Here is a 15,736-nt window from a genome sequence, read left to right on the forward strand (position 1 = left end):
TAGTTTTCAGTCTGTGGTAAAATTAAGTACGAATTTTGACAATGATAAGGATTTAAAAAAGTACTAGTTTAGCGAATGTCGTCTGGTGGAAGGACATCTAGGAAAAGGCACCTTTAGTCAAATTAATTAAGAGCAGGAAGAAAACTTCCTGAATTAGGGTGGAACCGCGATATATTTCGTCCCTATGCAAAATTTTGCATAGGCTTTTTTTATGGCCTAGCGCAGGAGGGAAATAGAAAAAATGGCAGATAAGAAATTAACTATTCAAAATATGATCTTTAAATTGGAACAATTCTGGTCCTCAAAAGGTTGTATGATTATGCCTTCGTACGATGTTGAAAAGGGTGCAGGTACGATGAGTCCTTACACTTTTCTTCGTGCAATTGGTCCAGAACCTTGGGCAGCTTGTTATGTAGAGCCTTCTAGAAGACCTGCAGATGGACGTTATGGTGAAAATCCTAACAGATTATTCCAACACCACCAATTCCAAGTAGTTATTAAACCAGCACCTAAGGATATTCAACAATATTACTTAGATAGTTTAAAGGTTTTGGGAATTGATCCATTAGAACATGATATTCGTTTCGTAGAAGATAACTGGGCTAACCCATCTATGGGTTGTGCTGGTGTTGGTTGGGAAGTATGGCTTGATGGTATGGAAGTCAGCCAATTTACTTACTTCCAAGTTGTTGGTGAACTTGATGTTAAGCCAACAATGAGTGAAATTACTTACGGGGTAGAAAGACTTGCTTCTTATATTCAAGATGTAAACACTGTTTTTGACCTTGAATGGGGAAATGGTATTCTTTATCGCGATATCTTCAAACAACCAGAATATGAACATTCTAAATATGCTTTTGAAGAATCAAATCAAGAACAGCTTCTTAAGTTCTTTGATATTTATGAAGCAACAGCTAAGCGTCTTCTTAGCCAAAACTTAGTTCACCCTGCATATGACTATATTTTAAAGTGTTCTCATACTTTCAACTTGCTTGATGCTCGTGGTGCAGTTTCTGTAACTGAACGTGCGGGATATCTCTCAAGAATTAGAAACTTAGCTCATGAAGTAGCTGTTAAGTTTGTTGAAGAACGTGAAAAGAGAGGCTTCCCATTACTTAAGAGTGCTGAAGACAAGAAAGTGGGGAATCAAAATGGCTAAAGATTATTTATTTGAAATTGGTACTGAAGAAATGCCAGCACATGTTGTTACTAGAAGTGTAAATCAACTTGCTGACAGAACTCGTAAGTTTTTAAAAGAGAATGGTTTAAGTTTTAAAGATATTAAAACTTTTTCTACTCCACGTCGTTTAACTATTCTTGTGGAAGATTTAGCTGAAAAGCAAGATGACATTGACGAAATCAAGAAAGGGCCTGCTAAGAAGATTGCTCAAGATGCAGATGGCAATTGGACTAAGGCAGCTCAAGGTTTTGCTCGTGGACAAGGCGTAAGTGTTGATGACATTTATTTTGAAGAACTTAAAGGTACCGAATACGCTTATGTTCATATTCAAAAAGAAGGTAAGAAAGCCAGTGATATCTTACTTGGAATGAGTGATATTATTAAGGCAATGACTTTTCCTACTAAGATGCGTTGGGATTCAAATGACTTTGAATTTGTTCGTCCAATTCACTGGTTAGTCTCATTATATGGAAACGATGTTATTCCAGTTAAAATTCTTGATATTACTGCTGGTCGTAAAACTGAAGGCCATCGCTTCTTAGGTGATTCTGTTGTTTTAGCTAATGCTGATGACTATGAAGATGCTTTAAAGAATCAATTTGTCATTGTTGATGCTAAAGAAAGAAAAGATATGATTGTTCACCAAATTAATGATTTGGTAGCAAAGAATAACTGGCAAGTTAAAGAAGATAAAAACTTACTTGAAGAAGTTACTAACCTGGTTGAATATCCAACTGTTTTTGCTGGTTCGTTTGATGAAAAGTACTTGCAAATTCCAGATGAAGTGTTAATTACTTCTATGAAGGATAATCAACGTTACTTCGAAGTTTATAATGAAGATGGTAAGTTGATTAATTACTTTATCGCTGTTAGAAACGGTAACAAGGATTATCTTGATAATGTTATTTCTGGTAACGAAAAAGTTCTTGTTGCTCGTTTAGATGATGCTCAATTCTTCTACGATGAAGACCGTAAATATCCACTTAGCCACTTTGTTGATAAGATGAAGAATGTTTCATTCCATGATAAGATTGGTTCAATGGCTGAAAAGATGGAACGTGTTCAAATCATTGGTAATTACCTTGCAGAGCGTTGGAATTTAGATGAAAACGTTGTGAGCGACTTTGATCGTGCAAGTGAGCTTTACAAGTTTGACTTAGTAACTCAAATGGTAGGGGAATTTGCGGAACTTCAAGGTGTAATGGGGATGCATTATGCTCGACTTGCTGGTGAAAATGAAGAAGTTGCAGTTGCTATTAAGGAACACTATATGCCAGCAACAGCTGAAGGTCCACTCCCTGAAACTACAGTTGGTTCACTCTTGTCAATTGCTGATAAGCTTGATATAATTATTACTTTCTTTGGTGCAGGTATGATTCCAACTTCATCAAATGATCCATATGCACTTCGTCGTTATGCTTATGGTATTGTAAGAATCTTACTTAACCAAAAGTGGTCATTACCATTTAACGAATTTTTGCCAGAAATTGTTGATTTAATTAATGGTAAGACTCCAGCTAAGTTACCAAAGGCTGGAGAAGAAGATGAAGAAATTGCCTTATTTATTCGTGATCGTATTAAGCAATATCTTCAAAAGAACAACTTTAAATATGATATTATTGATGCAGTTCTTGCTTCAAGTCAACAAGATCCAAGTCAAATTTTAGCGGCTGCTAATGTTCTCCAATTACATCATGATGATGAAGAATTTAAGCCAGTAGTGGAAAGTTTGACTAGAATCGATAATATTTTGAAGAAAGCTAAATTTAATGGTCAAGTAGAAGTTAATGAAGAATTATTTGATGATAATAGTGAAAAAGAACTTTTTGCTGGAGTTCAAAACTTGCAAGAAATTGAAGATTTAGCTGATCTTTATCAAGGATTTGTTCAACTTCAACCTGTAATTGATCAATATTTTGAAACTAATATGATTATGGCTAAGGATGAAAATGTTAAGAATAATCGTTTAGCTCAATTAAGCCAAGTTAGTGAAATGGCTGATCGTTTAGGTGATTTGAGCAAGTTAGTTATTAAATAATTGAAAAAGATGGTGATTTAAATGGCTGGACGTATTCCAGAAGATTTTATCAATGAAGTGCGTAATAGCGTCAATATTGTAGATGTTATCAGCCAATATGTGTCACTTGAAAAGAAAGGCAAAGACTATATTGGTCTTTGCCCTTTTCATCAAGAAAAAACTCCCTCATTTACAGTAAATGAAGAAAAGCAATTTTTTAAATGCTTTGGATGTGGCAAAGGTGGAAATGTCTACAAGTTTTTAATGTATAAAGACAACCTAACTTTCCCAGAAAGTGTTGAACAAGTTGCAAATTTTGCTCATATTCCAATGCCATCAGGCTATAACCATCATCAAACTAATAGTAATTTGACACCAGTGATGAAAATTAACCAAGATGCGGCTGATTTTTATCATAGAGTATTAGTAACAACAAGAGCTGGTGAGAGAGGGATGGCATATGCTAAAAAACGTGAATTAGATAAAAAAACTATTGACCATTTTGGCATTGGCTATGCTCCTCAGCAGGAAAACTTGTTATTGTTATATTTAAGAGGTAAAAACTATCAAGATGATGATTTAGTTAAGAGTGGGCTCTTTATCCAAAGTAAATCGGGGGAACTTTATGATCGCTTTCGTGATCGCTTAATGTTTCCATTGAGTGATGAGAGTGGAAGAGTGATTGCTTTTTCTGGTCGACGTCTTTCTAATGATAAAACTGAAGCAAAATATATGAATAGTCCAGAAACGGAGATTTTTACTAAATCAAAGTTACTGTTTCACTTTGCGGAAGCTAAGAAAGCTGCTCGAGAAGAAAAACATTTGGTACTTTATGAAGGCTACATGGACGTCATTGCTGCTTACAAAGCAGGAGTTAAATCAGGGATTGCATCAATGGGAACGAGTTTAACTGATGAACAAGTTTACATGATGCGGCGGAATAATCGTAATATCATCATTAATTATGATGGGGATGATCCCGGAGTTCATGCAGCTGAACGTGCAGTTCAAATGTTTAAGCAAGCTGGCGGTTTTAACATCGGAGTAGTTGTTTTACCAGAAGGATTGGATCCTGACGAATATGTTAAAAAGTATGGTAAGGATAAGTACCACAGCGAAGTAAAAGGTGCCTTATCTGCAACGGACTTTCTTTTAAAGCGATTAGCCAAGAAATTTAATTTAAATAATGATTTGGATCGAATAAATTATTTAAATGATGCTGTCAAAGAAATTTCTAATATTTCAGATCCAGTACAACAAGATTTGTATCTTAGAAAGATCGCAGATGAGAATAAAGTATCATTTGAAGCTTTAAAGGCTAATTTATTACATGAAGTAAAACGTAATCGAAGAGCCAATCGCCATAAAAATGGTGATCCATATGTGGATAAGACGAGGCCTGTAGTAGATTTATCTACTCAGGATAAAAATGCGACAGCAGTCGATCCAGTTCAATTGAGACTACTGTATCTATTTTTAAAATCAGATCAAGCAAGAGAATACTTGCTAGCTCGACATTTTCTGTTTCCAAGTAAAGAATTTGCTCAACTTGAAGAATTATGGTTAAAATTTATAGAAACCCACGAAAATCCTACTGTAAGTGATTTTTATGATTTTATTCCTGAGCAACTTCAAGGTATAATAGAGAGTGCTGAGTTAGCAGAAATGCCTGAAGATTTTGATGACCATGAGATTGATGATCAAATTCGAATGCTTGAAAAGCGCAAAATCAATTTACAGCTGGATAAGCTTATGAATAAGATTAAGGATGCAGAGCGCAAACAAGATTCGGAACAGATATTAGTGTTGACTCAACAACTCATTAAGTTAAAAAGAGCTTTGGGCTAGAAGGAGGCTTTTTAGTGGCAGAAAAGGGAACAAACACTGAAAAATTATCTTTAGATAAGATGGTTAAAGAAGTCGTAAAAGATGTGAAGAAGAGTAAGACCATTACTGAAAAAGACTTTACTGAACGACTAATTAAGCCTTATAACTTACAAGGTAAGGCTGTTGATCAATTAGTTCAAGAGTTTGAAGATAATGGTATTAGCATTGTTGATGAAAAAGGTGATCCTTCTAAATTAGCTTTAAAGAAGCAAAAAGACGTTGAAAAAGCTGAGTTAAAAGATATGTCAGCTCCTTCAAGTGTCAGAATGAACGATCCAGTTCGGATGTACTTGAAAGAAATTGGACGTGTTCCTTTACTAAATGCTGATCAAGAAATTGCTTTAGCTAAAAGAATCGAATCTGGAGATGAAGAAGCTAAGCAAGAATTAGCAGAAGCTAACTTACGTTTAGTTGTATCTATTGCTAAGCGTTATGTAGGACGTGGAATGTCCTTCCTTGATTTAATTCAAGAAGGTAATATGGGATTGATGAAGGCGGTAGATAAGTTTGATTATCGTCTGGGATTCAAGTTTTCAACTTATGCAACTTGGTGGATTAGACAGGCCATTACGCGTGCTATTGCCGATCAAGCTCGTACGATCAGAATTCCTGTCCATATGGTTGAAACTATTAACAAATTGATTAGAATTCAACGTCAATTGTTACAAGACCTTGGACGTGAACCAACTCCTGAAGAAATTGGGGCCGAAATGGATATGGCAACTAATAAGGTTCGTGATATCTTAAAGATTGCCCAAGAACCTGTATCTCTTGAAACACCTATTGGTGAAGAAGATGATTCTCACCTTGGTGACTTTATTGAAGATAAAGATGCTACTAGTCCAGAACAACATGCTTCATATGAAATGTTAAAGGAACAACTTGAAGAAGTTCTTGATACTTTGACTGATCGTGAAGAAAATGTTTTAAGACTTCGTTTTGGTCTTGATGATGGTCGTACTCGTACTTTGGAAGAAGTTGGGAGAGTATTTGGCGTAACTCGTGAACGTATTCGTCAAATTGAAGCGAAGGCGCTTCGTAAATTACGTCATCCAAGTCGGTCCAACCAATTACGTGATTTCTTAGACTAAAATAAAAAGGCTGCTACATATGTAGCGGCCTTTTTATTTACTATTTTCTTTAATGTCATCTGTAATGATCTTCATCGGATTAAGCCACGTGCCATTGTTTTTCCACCAATTACCACATGGATCTCCATGTTTATCGATATAGTGTTTATCGGTTTTAGTAACACCAAGGTGAATGTGTGAGCCAGTTAATCGACCAATCTTTTGCCCTAACTTAACATGTTGGCCTTTTTTAACATAAATATCGGTATCATTTAAAAAGCCTTCTTGATATATTTCAACATAGCCATCTTTACTAATAACCCAAACATATAAACCCATACCTGGTTTAAAATGTACTCGATGCACTATGCCGGAATGAATAGCAAGAACAGGGGAATGACCTACTTCTGAAAAACCAAAGTCATAGCCATCATGAAAATAGCTTTTTGGATTCGTTCTTCTCAAAACATCTGTCTCACCGAATTTTTGTCCACTTTTAAATTTGATGTCTTTTTCATACAAACGCTCAAAAGGATACCCCCAAGTCACCTTATGAACCACTTTTTGTTTTTTAACTTTTTTCTTTATGCGAGTTACTTCGCCAGGCTTATGATCCAAATTTCCTAAATCGATATGCCAAAGAGGAATAGACGCAAAAGCAATGATTATCAGAAGTGCGATTAGAAAAAGAATTTTTGGTTGTTTTTGCATTAGAATAATTCGTCTCGCTTTCCATCAAGTAAATGTTCATTTAGTTGAGCATCAAAATAAATAGGAAGATCTCGATCAAAATTATATGCGAGTTGATGTTTAAGAAGCTCTTCTTTAGTCATCCAGCTTAGAGTACCTTCATTAGATTCTTTAACTTGGCCAGTAAATTTATTGGTAATATAGAAAAATACTATATATCGTTCTTGATTTTGATCATAAAACTGTTTAACGCCAACTAATTTTGGAGAAAAAATAGTTAATCCAGTTTCTTCTTTAACTTCACGAATTACTGAATCATGAAAAGATTCGTGAGGTTCTACATGTCCTCCAGGAAAAGTTAATCCTGGCCAAACCGGATCATTACGATTGAGAACTAAAATTTGATGATCCCTTTTAATCATACACATATTAGTTAAAGTAACGGATTCTGTACGCTTACTCATAAAATACCAGCTTTCTATTTGTTGATTATAGCAAAGTTTTGAGTGAAGTGTTGCCCATTTTTTGCATTAAATATGCTAAAATTTTAGTAATCTAGTTAAATGTGAGGAAAAAATGAATAAACGTTTAAATGCTTTAGCAGAAATGGTAGATAAGGGCAGTCGTGTAGCTGATATCGGTACCGATCATGCTTATTTACCTATTGAATTAATGAATGAAAATAAGGTTTCTTATGCAATTGCTAGTGATATAGCAGCTGGTCCACTCCAAAATGCCAAAGATGACATTGTAGCAGCTGGGTTTGAGGATAAGATTGAAACGCGTTTAGGAGCTGGTCTAACCACAATTACTACGACAGATAAAATTGATACTGTTGTGATTGCTGGTATGGGCGGTAAATTAATGGTTCAAATATTAGATGATGCTTTAAATAATGGTTTTAAATTTAAAAATCTAGTTTTAGAACCCAATATTGGTGAACCAGGTGTAAGAAAATGGTTGATAGAACATCAATATCAAATTTTAACCGAAGATCTTATCGCAGAAGCTGGGCATACTTATGAGTTAATTAAAGCCCGGTTAGGAGAAGAGAGAGAATCTTTAACTGAAAAGGAACTTTACTTTGGTCCTTTTATTTTAAAGGAAAAGAATCCGGTCTTTTATCAAAAGTGGCAAGGTCAGCTTGTTTATCATGAAAAGTTATTGACTAACTTGAATAAAGCTAAGAAAAAGGATCACAATAGGATTAAGCAAATTGAAAAAGAGCTTGATTTTATAAAGGAGGAATTAAATGACTAAGGTTAAGGAGATTGTCGGGCGTTTGAGAGAAAGCTTCCCTGAAGAAATTGCTAGCAAAGGAGATCCAGTAGGGCTTCAAATCGGCTCCATGGAAGCAGAAGTTACTAAAGTAATGACAACTTTAGATGTACGTCCTCAAGTAGTGAAGGAGGCTGTAGAAAAAGGGGTTAACTTCATTGTAAGTCATCATCCGGTAATGTTTCGACCAGCCCGTAACTTAGATTATAGTGATCCACAAAACGCAATGTATGCCAATATCATTAAAAATGGCATTACAATTTATTCAATTCATACTAATTCAGATAAGGCTCAAAATGGATCAAGTGATTGGGAAGCAGAAGAGCTCGGGTTACAAGATATTGCGCCCTTTGCTTTAGATGATGATGGAATTGCTATTGGTCGAAAAGGAAAGCTTCCTCAAACTATGTCAGCTTATGATTTTGCTTATTATGTTAAAGATAAGATGAATATTAAGATGGCACGACTTATTACAGCTGATAATCAAAAGCCTATTACCACTGTAGGTTTTATCTGTGGAGATGGGGGAAAATACTGGCGTAGAGCTTTAGAAGATAATTTAGATGCTTTTATTACAGGGGATGTTTATTATCATGTAGGCCATGATATTATTTCATCTGGTTTAACTGTAGTCGATCCGGGACACTACACTGAAAAATTATTCAAATATAAAGTGTATGATCTTTTAAAGGATTGGAATGAAGAAAAGAATTGGCGAGTAGGGGTTGAACTTTCAGAAGTATCCACCAATCCATTCCAAGATTTATTTTAAAAGGAGAATTAAAATGGAATATCCAAATTTATTACCAAGATTTTTAAAGTATGTAAAAGTTAACTCACGTTCTGACGAACACTCAGATCGTTTTCCTTCAACTGAAAGAGAAGAAAACTTCCAAAAGAATGTGATTATGAAGGATTTAGAAGAATTAGGTTTGAGTGATGTGCACTATAATCAAAAATCGGGCTGTGTAATTGCTACTATTCCTTCTAATGTTGATTATGAGGTTCCTACAATGGGATTTTTAGCCCACTGTGATACAGCTGATTTTAATTCTGAAAACGTTAAGCCTCAAATTCATGAAAATTATGATGGGGAATCTAAAATTCAATTAGGTGATTCAGAATTCTACCTTGATCCTGAAGTATTTCCTCACTTAAGAAATTATAAAGGTCAAACAATTATTACCGCGTCTGGTGATACTTTGCTTGGTGGGGATGATAAGTGTGGAGTTTCAGAATTAATGACTTTTGCAGAATATTTAATGAATCATCCTGAAGTAAAACATGGCACAATTCGTTTAGGCTTTACTCCTGATGAAGAAATCGGAACTGGTGCTGAACACTTTGATGTGGCAGATTTTAATGCTGACTTCGCGTTTACGGTGGATGGAGAAGCTCCAGGTAAACTGGATTGGGGGACATTTTCTGCTGCTCAATTTAGTTTAGATATTCAAGGTGTTAATGTTCACCCAGCTGTTGCTAAAGGCCAAATGATTAATGCAGTTCAAGTGGCAATTGACTTTCATAACCAATTACCGGATCATGATCGTCCTGAGCATGCTGAAGGTAAAGAAGGATTTTTCCATTTAATGAAGCTTGATGGAACTGTAGATAATGCACATATGGATTACATTATTCGTGATTTTGAACGTGAAGGACTTGAAGAGCGTAAGAACTTGGTAAAGTCTATTGTTGAAAAAATGAATGCTGAATTCGGTACTGAACGGATCAAACTTAAGATGTGGGATCAATATTATAATATGGCCGATGAATTAAAGAAGCATATGGATATTGTAGATTTGGCAAGAGATGCTTATCGAGCTGAGGGGCTTGAAATCAATGAAGACCCAGTTCGTGGTGGTACTGATGGATCTCAGTTAACTTATATGGGTTTACCATGTCCTAATATTTTTGCCGGTGAAGAAAATATGCATGGGAGATATGAATACACTGTTCTTGAATCTATGTATAAAGCTGTCGATGTCATGATTAAAATGGCCGAATTAAATGCTGAAAGAGCTAAATAGTGAAACAAAATCATAAAAAAACTAAAAATTATCCAAATATATCCACACCCCTAAACAGCCTATTCTAAAGGTAATGTATCCATTTTCATAATTTTAGTAAAAAGTTATACACTCATGCCTTAATATTTTAAGCAAGTCCTATAATTGTTGTTAGGTCAACGATTAAGGCTTGCTTTTTGTTTTATATTTGTAAAAAATCTACATTGTGAAACAAATTATCTGCTTATTTACAAATATTTTAGATAGTCTATAATACTGTTATAGCTGAATAATACACTGATGGAAGGTGAAATTGTGGAATTTAAAGATAATATTCCAATTTATCTTCAGATTGAACAATATCTCTATCGTCAAATTGCGATGGGAAAACTCCAAGCGGGTCAAAAAATTCCCTCAGTCCGTAAGTTAGCTGTAGAGTTGACAGTAAACGTTAATACGGTTCAACGTGCTCTTCAGCAAATGAATGATCAGGGAATTTTATATACCAAACGTGGAGAGGGTAATTTTGTTACTGAAGATACAGCGCTTTTGGATAAAACTAAGCAATCGTTAATTGATAACGAATTAGACGAATTCGTTCAAAATATGACTCGTTTAGGGGTTAAGAAAGAAAATTTAGGGCAAGTATTAGAAGAATATATACAAAGAAGTGAGAATAAAAATGAATAACTTATTGAGTGTGAAAGATTTAAGCTATAAGAAAAACCAAAAGCAAATTTTACATGATGTAAATTTGAATTTAGAAAAAGGTAAGATAATTGCCTTACTTGGAGAAAATGGAGCTGGAAAAACCACTTTAATGAGAATTATTGCAGGTGTAGCTAAAAATTATAAAGGAACTGTCTCTTTAGAGGGCGCAACTAAAGAAGCGGACAGAAAGGCAAGATTGTCTTTTACAGACGGTTTAACAGGTTTTAGTGACTCAACCAAAATAAAGGATGTTGTTAACTTTTATATTAATATTTTTGAAGATTTTGACGCAGATCAATTTGATCAATTACGTGAGTTTATGAAACTAGGCCTTGATATGAAACTTAGTCAACTTTCTCGTGGGATGAGAGAAAAACTAATTATTGCTTTAACTTTTTCAAGAAAGGTTGATCTATATCTCTTAGATGAGCCTTTTGGTGGGATTGATGCAATGGCACGTAAGAAAATCATTAATTCCATTATTTTGTGGAAAGCTGAAGATGCTACTATTTTGATTTCAGACCATTTCGTTAATGAAATAGCTACACTGTTAGATGAGGTAGTGGTGATCAAGGATAGGACCATTTTTGCTCATGAATCAGCAGAAGAAATTCGTAGTAATCATGAAAGTATCGAAGAATATTACGAAGGTTTGTATGAAGATGAGGATGAATAGATTATGACATCATGGTGGCAATTATTTAAAGTTTTTTGCAAACAAAAGAGTAAATCTGTTTATTTAATCTTTATTTTTCAACTAATTTCATCTTTGGCTTTGATCCTAATGGCTAAACCAGTGAATAGTAATAATTTTTATTCAGATGCGGGGTTAATTAAAGTAAGCGATTTTAGTTCCTTTTGTTTAGGTTTAGTGGGGATGATTTTTATGACCACCTTTCTAGCAGAAGGAGTTTTGGGGATTTTAACCACTATTAAAAATGAAAGATTTAACAAAAGTAAGACTTGGCGTTTAATTCCAATTAGTAATGGGGGATATTTTACTGCAAATATTGCTAGTTCTACTCTTGAATTGATATGGTTAGGCGTGCTAAATCTGATTACTATAATTGTTTTAGGAGTTATTGCGCTTCCAGGGATGCACCCTAATAAATGGTTAGGGGAAATGGTAAATACCATTGGAAAAGGAATTTCAACTTCTGAATTTAGTCAAATGTTCTCGTACTTAATAAGTATTGTAGTTTTCTTGGTATTAATTGCAATTGCCTGGTATTTGATGATTAGTTTTTTGAACTTTTCTAGTTCTGCAATTGTAAATTTTTTGCCTAAAGCTTCTAATAAATTAGTCTTATTTTTTGTTAGAGCAATAACAATTATTATATTGCTGGTTTTGTTTGATTTTGTGTCTATTTACTTTGGCAATATTTTTCAAAATATTGTAAATTGGATACCTGCTGGCAGTGAAGCCCAAACTGGTGATATGCTCCAAGCAAATTTAGCTATTTTCATCTTTGATATTATAGTTGCTGGTGTGGATATTGGACTCTTTAATAAGTTCTTTGAAGCCAAAATAGAGCACTAGAGAGGTAATGGAAATGACAAGTTTTGGAACTTTGTTTAGGCAGATGTTTTTGCAAAAGAGCCGGTCAGCCTATTTGATTTTTGGAATCCAGTTCTTAGCAGCCTTTGTGTTAACCATCTTGGCTATGGGGAGTGCGGGATTAAATAATCCTAAAATTGATCAGACTGCAATAAATACTATTGCTGCAGCATTTTTAGCCTTTATCGTTCTTTTTTTGATGCTATGTTTTTTAACAGCTCCAGTTTATTTGGTAATGACTAGTTGGAAAATTGAAAAGATCAATCGGGATCAAACTTGGCGCTTAATACCAATTAGTTCAGGGAAGTTTTATCTTAGCAATACTCTTAGTTCATTTGCGGCTTATATTTATTTAGAAATAATGCAGTTGGTATTAATGCTTGTGGGCTTTTTTGGAGTATATTTAGCTTCAGGTAAGGTTCGTAAAGGAGTAAGTGAAGTTATTGCTGAAACAACAAATAATAATGCTGATTATGGGATGTTAGTGGAATACCTAGTTATTGGATTATTACTCAATCTTTTCTGGTATGTGATGATTAGTTTTTATCATTTCTTATCTAGAAGTGTAATTGATTTTTTGCCTGCTGCATCTAATCGTTTTGTGATCTTTATTGTTAGGGTATTAGTTTTAGTTGTAGTAATTTATGCTCTATATTTTGTATCAATTGGATTAAGTGATTTATTTATTCATCCATTAACCGATTCTGGGGAAAGCTTTGAACTTTTGATGACTATAGTGATATTTATATTATTCAATGTGATATTTGGGGGACTAAATATTTTATTGATTAATAAATTTGTTGAAGCTAAAGCAGATAGATAGGGGAATGAGGATGAAAAGTTTTAAAGCCGTCTTTAAACAAATGTTTTTACAGAAAGTAAAATATATTCATTTAGTATTATTGATTCAGATAATTACAATTATATTTTTAGCTTTATTTTCTAATAAGGGTAGAGAATTTAATGCAGTCTTAAGTGAGGTTGGATTAACATCAACTGTAATAGCAGACTTAGCTATTACAACAATTTTGTGTTGGCAGAATGAAAGGATAAATTCTAGTCAAACGTGGCAATTAATTCCCCTAGCTAGTTCAGCAAAATATATAGCTAATGTTTTAAGTAGTGTTTTAGGATGTATTTACATTTTTATTATTCAATTGCTTATTAATTTTATTTTACTTTTACCATATCTGAGTGCTTCGCCGGTTCCTATAAACATAAATAATCTTGAATATGGGGTTATTCATGATTACTTTCGACTTTGTGTATCTTTATTTTTATTAGTATTAGTTATTTTTATTTTTGTAAGTTTTGTGAATTTCTTATCCTATCTCATTATAAATATTTTACCTACTAATACTAAATGGATTCGTTTATTAGTTATAGTTGTCTTAACTGTAGTGGCTACTTATATATTCGGATATACATCCACAGGTTCTATAAGTGATTGGTTAAAACCAAATGTTCAATATATAATTGATATTTTAATATTTGGTAGCTTTGATCTATGGTTAATTAATAAATATGTAGAATCAAAAATTAAGTAAAGATAGAAGAGGAGGGAGAAAATTGAATCTTTCAGGAAAAATTATAAAAGAACAATTTAAGCAAAAATCGAAATATGTATATTTGGTTCTAATTGTTCAAATAATTGCATCTGTATTTGCAATTGGCTTAGCGCTATTTAATAAGAATGGAGCGCAATACTCTTCACTTTTTTATGAGTCTAATCATTTTACTGAAGTTGCATTTGAAACTGCATTCATAATAAGTATATTTGCGGATGTTGCTTATTGTGCTATTTCATGTTGGAGGAATGAAAAAGTTAATTTAAGCGAAACTTGGAATTTAATTCCTGTTTCAAGTGGGAAACTTTGGCTTAATAATATTTTTAGTAGTTTGTTAACATGTTCATATATCTTTATTATTCAAAATGTCTTATTGGCGGTAGTTGCTTTAAGTACCAAAAATGATATTACAGCGCCACTCAGAGAGTATGGATTATGGGGAAATGAATTAATCATTTCAAGTATTATTGAGCACTTAATATTTTTGATTTTAATGGTAACCTTTATCTATACGTTTGTAAGTTTTGTTAACTTTTGTTCAAAGGTAATAGTAGATAGATTGCCCTTTAAAGAGACGCTTTGGATAAAACTGTTTGTAATGGCAGTTTTAACAATTATAGCAGTGTATTTTGGAAGTATTATTCTTGCTCGAACAGCAGGGTATATAGAAACTCACTTTACTCAAATTAATACAAAGTATACGTTCATTAGTGATCCGATGTGGTTTGATAATTTAGAATTATTGATAGTAGATATTATTGTGGGAATTATTGATATTATTTTGATTAACAAATATGTAGAAAGTAAGTAAAATTATGTAAAGTAGCTATTTTATTAGCTGCTTTTTATTTGTTATAATTATTAAAAGATAGTTGTTACTAAATCATTAAAAACAAAAAATATTCCCAACATACAACATGCTGGGAAACACCAACTACGCATTGGCAGCCATATAATCATAAATTTGATTTACTTCTTCATTAGTAAAAGAACCTTCACCAGTTTTCATAGCATGAACTTTCTCAACGGAAAGGTGACTAGCAAAAGCTAAATCAGTATCATTAACATGATGCTTTACCTGATAATCAATAATTGCATTGGACAATTCTTCTTGTTGATTCATAATTGATTCTCCTTACACTTTAATTTTAACCAAAAAGCAAAGTAAATTCAAAGTAGGCTTATCAAAAAGCTCTTATTTGATTCAGTGGCCAGTATCTTAATTTAACTTCTCCAACTAAAGCGCTACGTTTAACAAAACCAAAATAACGTGAATCTTTCGATACATCTCGATGATCACCCATCACAAAATAACTATCTTTTGGAACTCGCTCTTTTAATGTAAAGTTATTAGTATAAAGCTCTCCATCTTTATGAGCTTGTTTTTCAAGAGCATTGTTTAAATAAGGCTCTGAAATTTGCTTGCCGTTAATATACATCTTATCATTTTTAGAAGTAACCATGTCACCTGGAAGACCAATAATACGTTTAATATATAAAGCATTTTTTTGGTCTGGTGCCTTTAGAATTACTACATCATTTCTCTTAGGAGTAAAATGTCTAACAGCAATTAAACGATCATTATTTTCAAATGTTGGCTGCATCGAAGGTCCAGATACTGTTTCGTTAGATAAAACAAAACTAAATACTAGATAATAAACCCCGATTAATATTGCAAACATGATTACAATATCGAGTATAAATTTACCGAGACTTTCATCTTCCTCTGTTTTTTTGTTTGATTTTTTTGCCATAAAAACTCTCCTTTTTC

The 15,736-nt window shown here is 33.4% G+C and carries 17 protein-coding genes; 13 read left to right on the forward strand and 4 right to left on the reverse strand.

Translation table 11 applies throughout. The features are described from left to right. Positions 1 to 241 precede the first annotated feature (241 nt). Genes glyQ through rpoD form a run of 4 tightly spaced genes read left to right on the forward strand, consistent with a single transcriptional unit; the run spans position 242 to position 6,175 of the window. Entirely contained in the window at positions 242 to 1,159 is a 918-nt protein-coding gene (gene glyQ, locus KBW87_RS03930; protein WP_057811071.1) for a glycine--tRNA ligase subunit alpha, read from the forward strand. Continuing rightward, entirely contained in the window at positions 1,152 to 3,218 is a 2,067-nt protein-coding gene (gene glyS / locus KBW87_RS03935) for a glycine--tRNA ligase subunit beta (protein ID WP_057811074.1), read from the forward strand. Before glyQ ends, glyS begins: the two co-directional genes overlap by 8 nt. A 21-nt stretch (positions 3,219 to 3,239) precedes the next feature. Further along, on the forward strand, positions 3,240 to 5,045 hold the full coding sequence (gene dnaG, locus KBW87_RS03940; protein WP_057811077.1) for a DNA primase: 1,806 nt from the start codon (positions 3,240 to 3,242) through the stop codon (positions 5,043 to 5,045). Positions 5,046 to 5,104: 59 nt separating this feature from the next. Next, positions 5,105 to 6,175, forward strand: a complete 1,071-nt coding sequence (gene rpoD / locus KBW87_RS03945; RefSeq protein ID WP_439649529.1) for an RNA polymerase sigma factor RpoD — start codon at positions 5,105 to 5,107, stop codon at positions 6,173 to 6,175. A gap of 33 nt (positions 6,176 to 6,208) precedes the next feature. On the opposite strand, the gene KBW87_RS03950 is transcribed toward rpoD, so the two are convergent. After that, entirely contained in the window at positions 6,209 to 6,865 is a 657-nt protein-coding gene (locus KBW87_RS03950) for a M23 family metallopeptidase (RefSeq protein WP_057811080.1), read from the reverse strand. Further along, positions 6,865 to 7,308: an 8-oxo-dGTP diphosphatase gene (locus KBW87_RS03955; RefSeq protein WP_057811082.1), complete on the reverse strand. Its 444-nt coding sequence runs from the start codon at positions 7,306 to 7,308 to the stop codon at positions 6,865 to 6,867. Before KBW87_RS03955 ends, KBW87_RS03950 begins: the two co-directional genes overlap by 1 nt. Positions 7,309 to 7,420: 112 nt before the next feature. Here KBW87_RS03955 and KBW87_RS03960 point away from each other — a divergent pair, with 112 nt between their 5' ends. The 9 genes from KBW87_RS03960 (at position 7,421) to KBW87_RS04000 (ending at position 14,776) form a co-directional block, all read left to right on the forward strand. After that, positions 7,421 to 8,104: a tRNA (adenine(22)-N(1))-methyltransferase gene (locus KBW87_RS03960; protein WP_057811085.1), complete on the forward strand. Its 684-nt coding sequence runs from the start codon at positions 7,421 to 7,423 to the stop codon at positions 8,102 to 8,104. Continuing rightward, positions 8,097 to 8,894, forward strand: coding sequence for a Nif3-like dinuclear metal center hexameric protein (locus tag KBW87_RS03965; RefSeq protein ID WP_057811087.1), 798 nt, complete (start codon positions 8,097 to 8,099; stop codon positions 8,892 to 8,894). The genes KBW87_RS03960 and KBW87_RS03965 overlap by 8 nt, the downstream gene beginning before the upstream one ends. 13 nt (positions 8,895 to 8,907) lie before the next feature. Continuing rightward, a complete protein-coding gene (pepT, locus tag KBW87_RS03970) occupies positions 8,908 to 10,149 on the forward strand; it encodes a peptidase T (protein WP_057811089.1) in 1,242 nt (413 codons plus the stop codon). Between the two features lie 294 nt (positions 10,150 to 10,443). Further along, complete coding sequence (locus KBW87_RS03975; protein WP_057811091.1) at positions 10,444 to 10,818, forward strand: GntR family transcriptional regulator; 375 nt, start codon at positions 10,444 to 10,446, stop codon at positions 10,816 to 10,818. Next, the gene (locus tag KBW87_RS03980; RefSeq protein WP_057811093.1) at positions 10,811 to 11,515 is read left to right on the forward strand and encodes an ABC transporter ATP-binding protein; all 705 of its coding nucleotides are present in this window, start codon (positions 10,811 to 10,813) and stop codon (positions 11,513 to 11,515) included. Before KBW87_RS03975 ends, KBW87_RS03980 begins: the two co-directional genes overlap by 8 nt. Before the next feature lie 3 nt (positions 11,516 to 11,518). Next, positions 11,519 to 12,379, forward strand: coding sequence for a hypothetical protein (locus tag KBW87_RS03985; RefSeq protein WP_057811096.1), 861 nt, complete (start codon positions 11,519 to 11,521; stop codon positions 12,377 to 12,379). A 13-nt stretch (positions 12,380 to 12,392) separates the two neighbouring features. Then, positions 12,393 to 13,220 carry a hypothetical protein gene (locus KBW87_RS03990; RefSeq protein ID WP_057811098.1) on the forward strand — a complete coding sequence of 276 codons (828 nt, stop codon included), beginning with the start codon at positions 12,393 to 12,395 and terminating at the stop codon, positions 13,218 to 13,220. Between the two features lie 10 nt (positions 13,221 to 13,230). Further along, positions 13,231 to 13,944 (forward strand): hypothetical protein, encoded by a 714-nt coding sequence (locus KBW87_RS03995; protein WP_057811099.1) that lies wholly within the window; start codon positions 13,231 to 13,233, stop codon positions 13,942 to 13,944. A gap of 22 nt (positions 13,945 to 13,966) precedes the next feature. Continuing rightward, complete coding sequence (locus KBW87_RS04000; RefSeq protein WP_057811102.1) at positions 13,967 to 14,776, forward strand: hypothetical protein; 810 nt, start codon at positions 13,967 to 13,969, stop codon at positions 14,774 to 14,776. Positions 14,777 to 14,899: 123 nt separating this feature from the next. On the opposite strand, the gene KBW87_RS04005 is transcribed toward KBW87_RS04000, so the two are convergent. Continuing rightward, on the reverse strand, positions 14,900 to 15,088 hold the full coding sequence (locus KBW87_RS04005) for an LBP_cg2779 family protein (RefSeq protein ID WP_057811104.1): 189 nt from the start codon (positions 15,086 to 15,088) through the stop codon (positions 14,900 to 14,902). Between the two features lie 61 nt (positions 15,089 to 15,149). Further along, positions 15,150 to 15,719, reverse strand: coding sequence for a signal peptidase I (gene lepB / locus KBW87_RS04010; RefSeq protein WP_057811106.1), 570 nt, complete (start codon positions 15,717 to 15,719; stop codon positions 15,150 to 15,152). Positions 15,720 to 15,736: the final 17 nt, after the last annotated feature.

It is taken from the genome of Lactobacillus intestinalis (genome assembly GCF_024397795.1).
GTDB classification, from domain to species: domain Bacteria; phylum Bacillota; class Bacilli; order Lactobacillales; family Lactobacillaceae; genus Lactobacillus; species Lactobacillus intestinalis.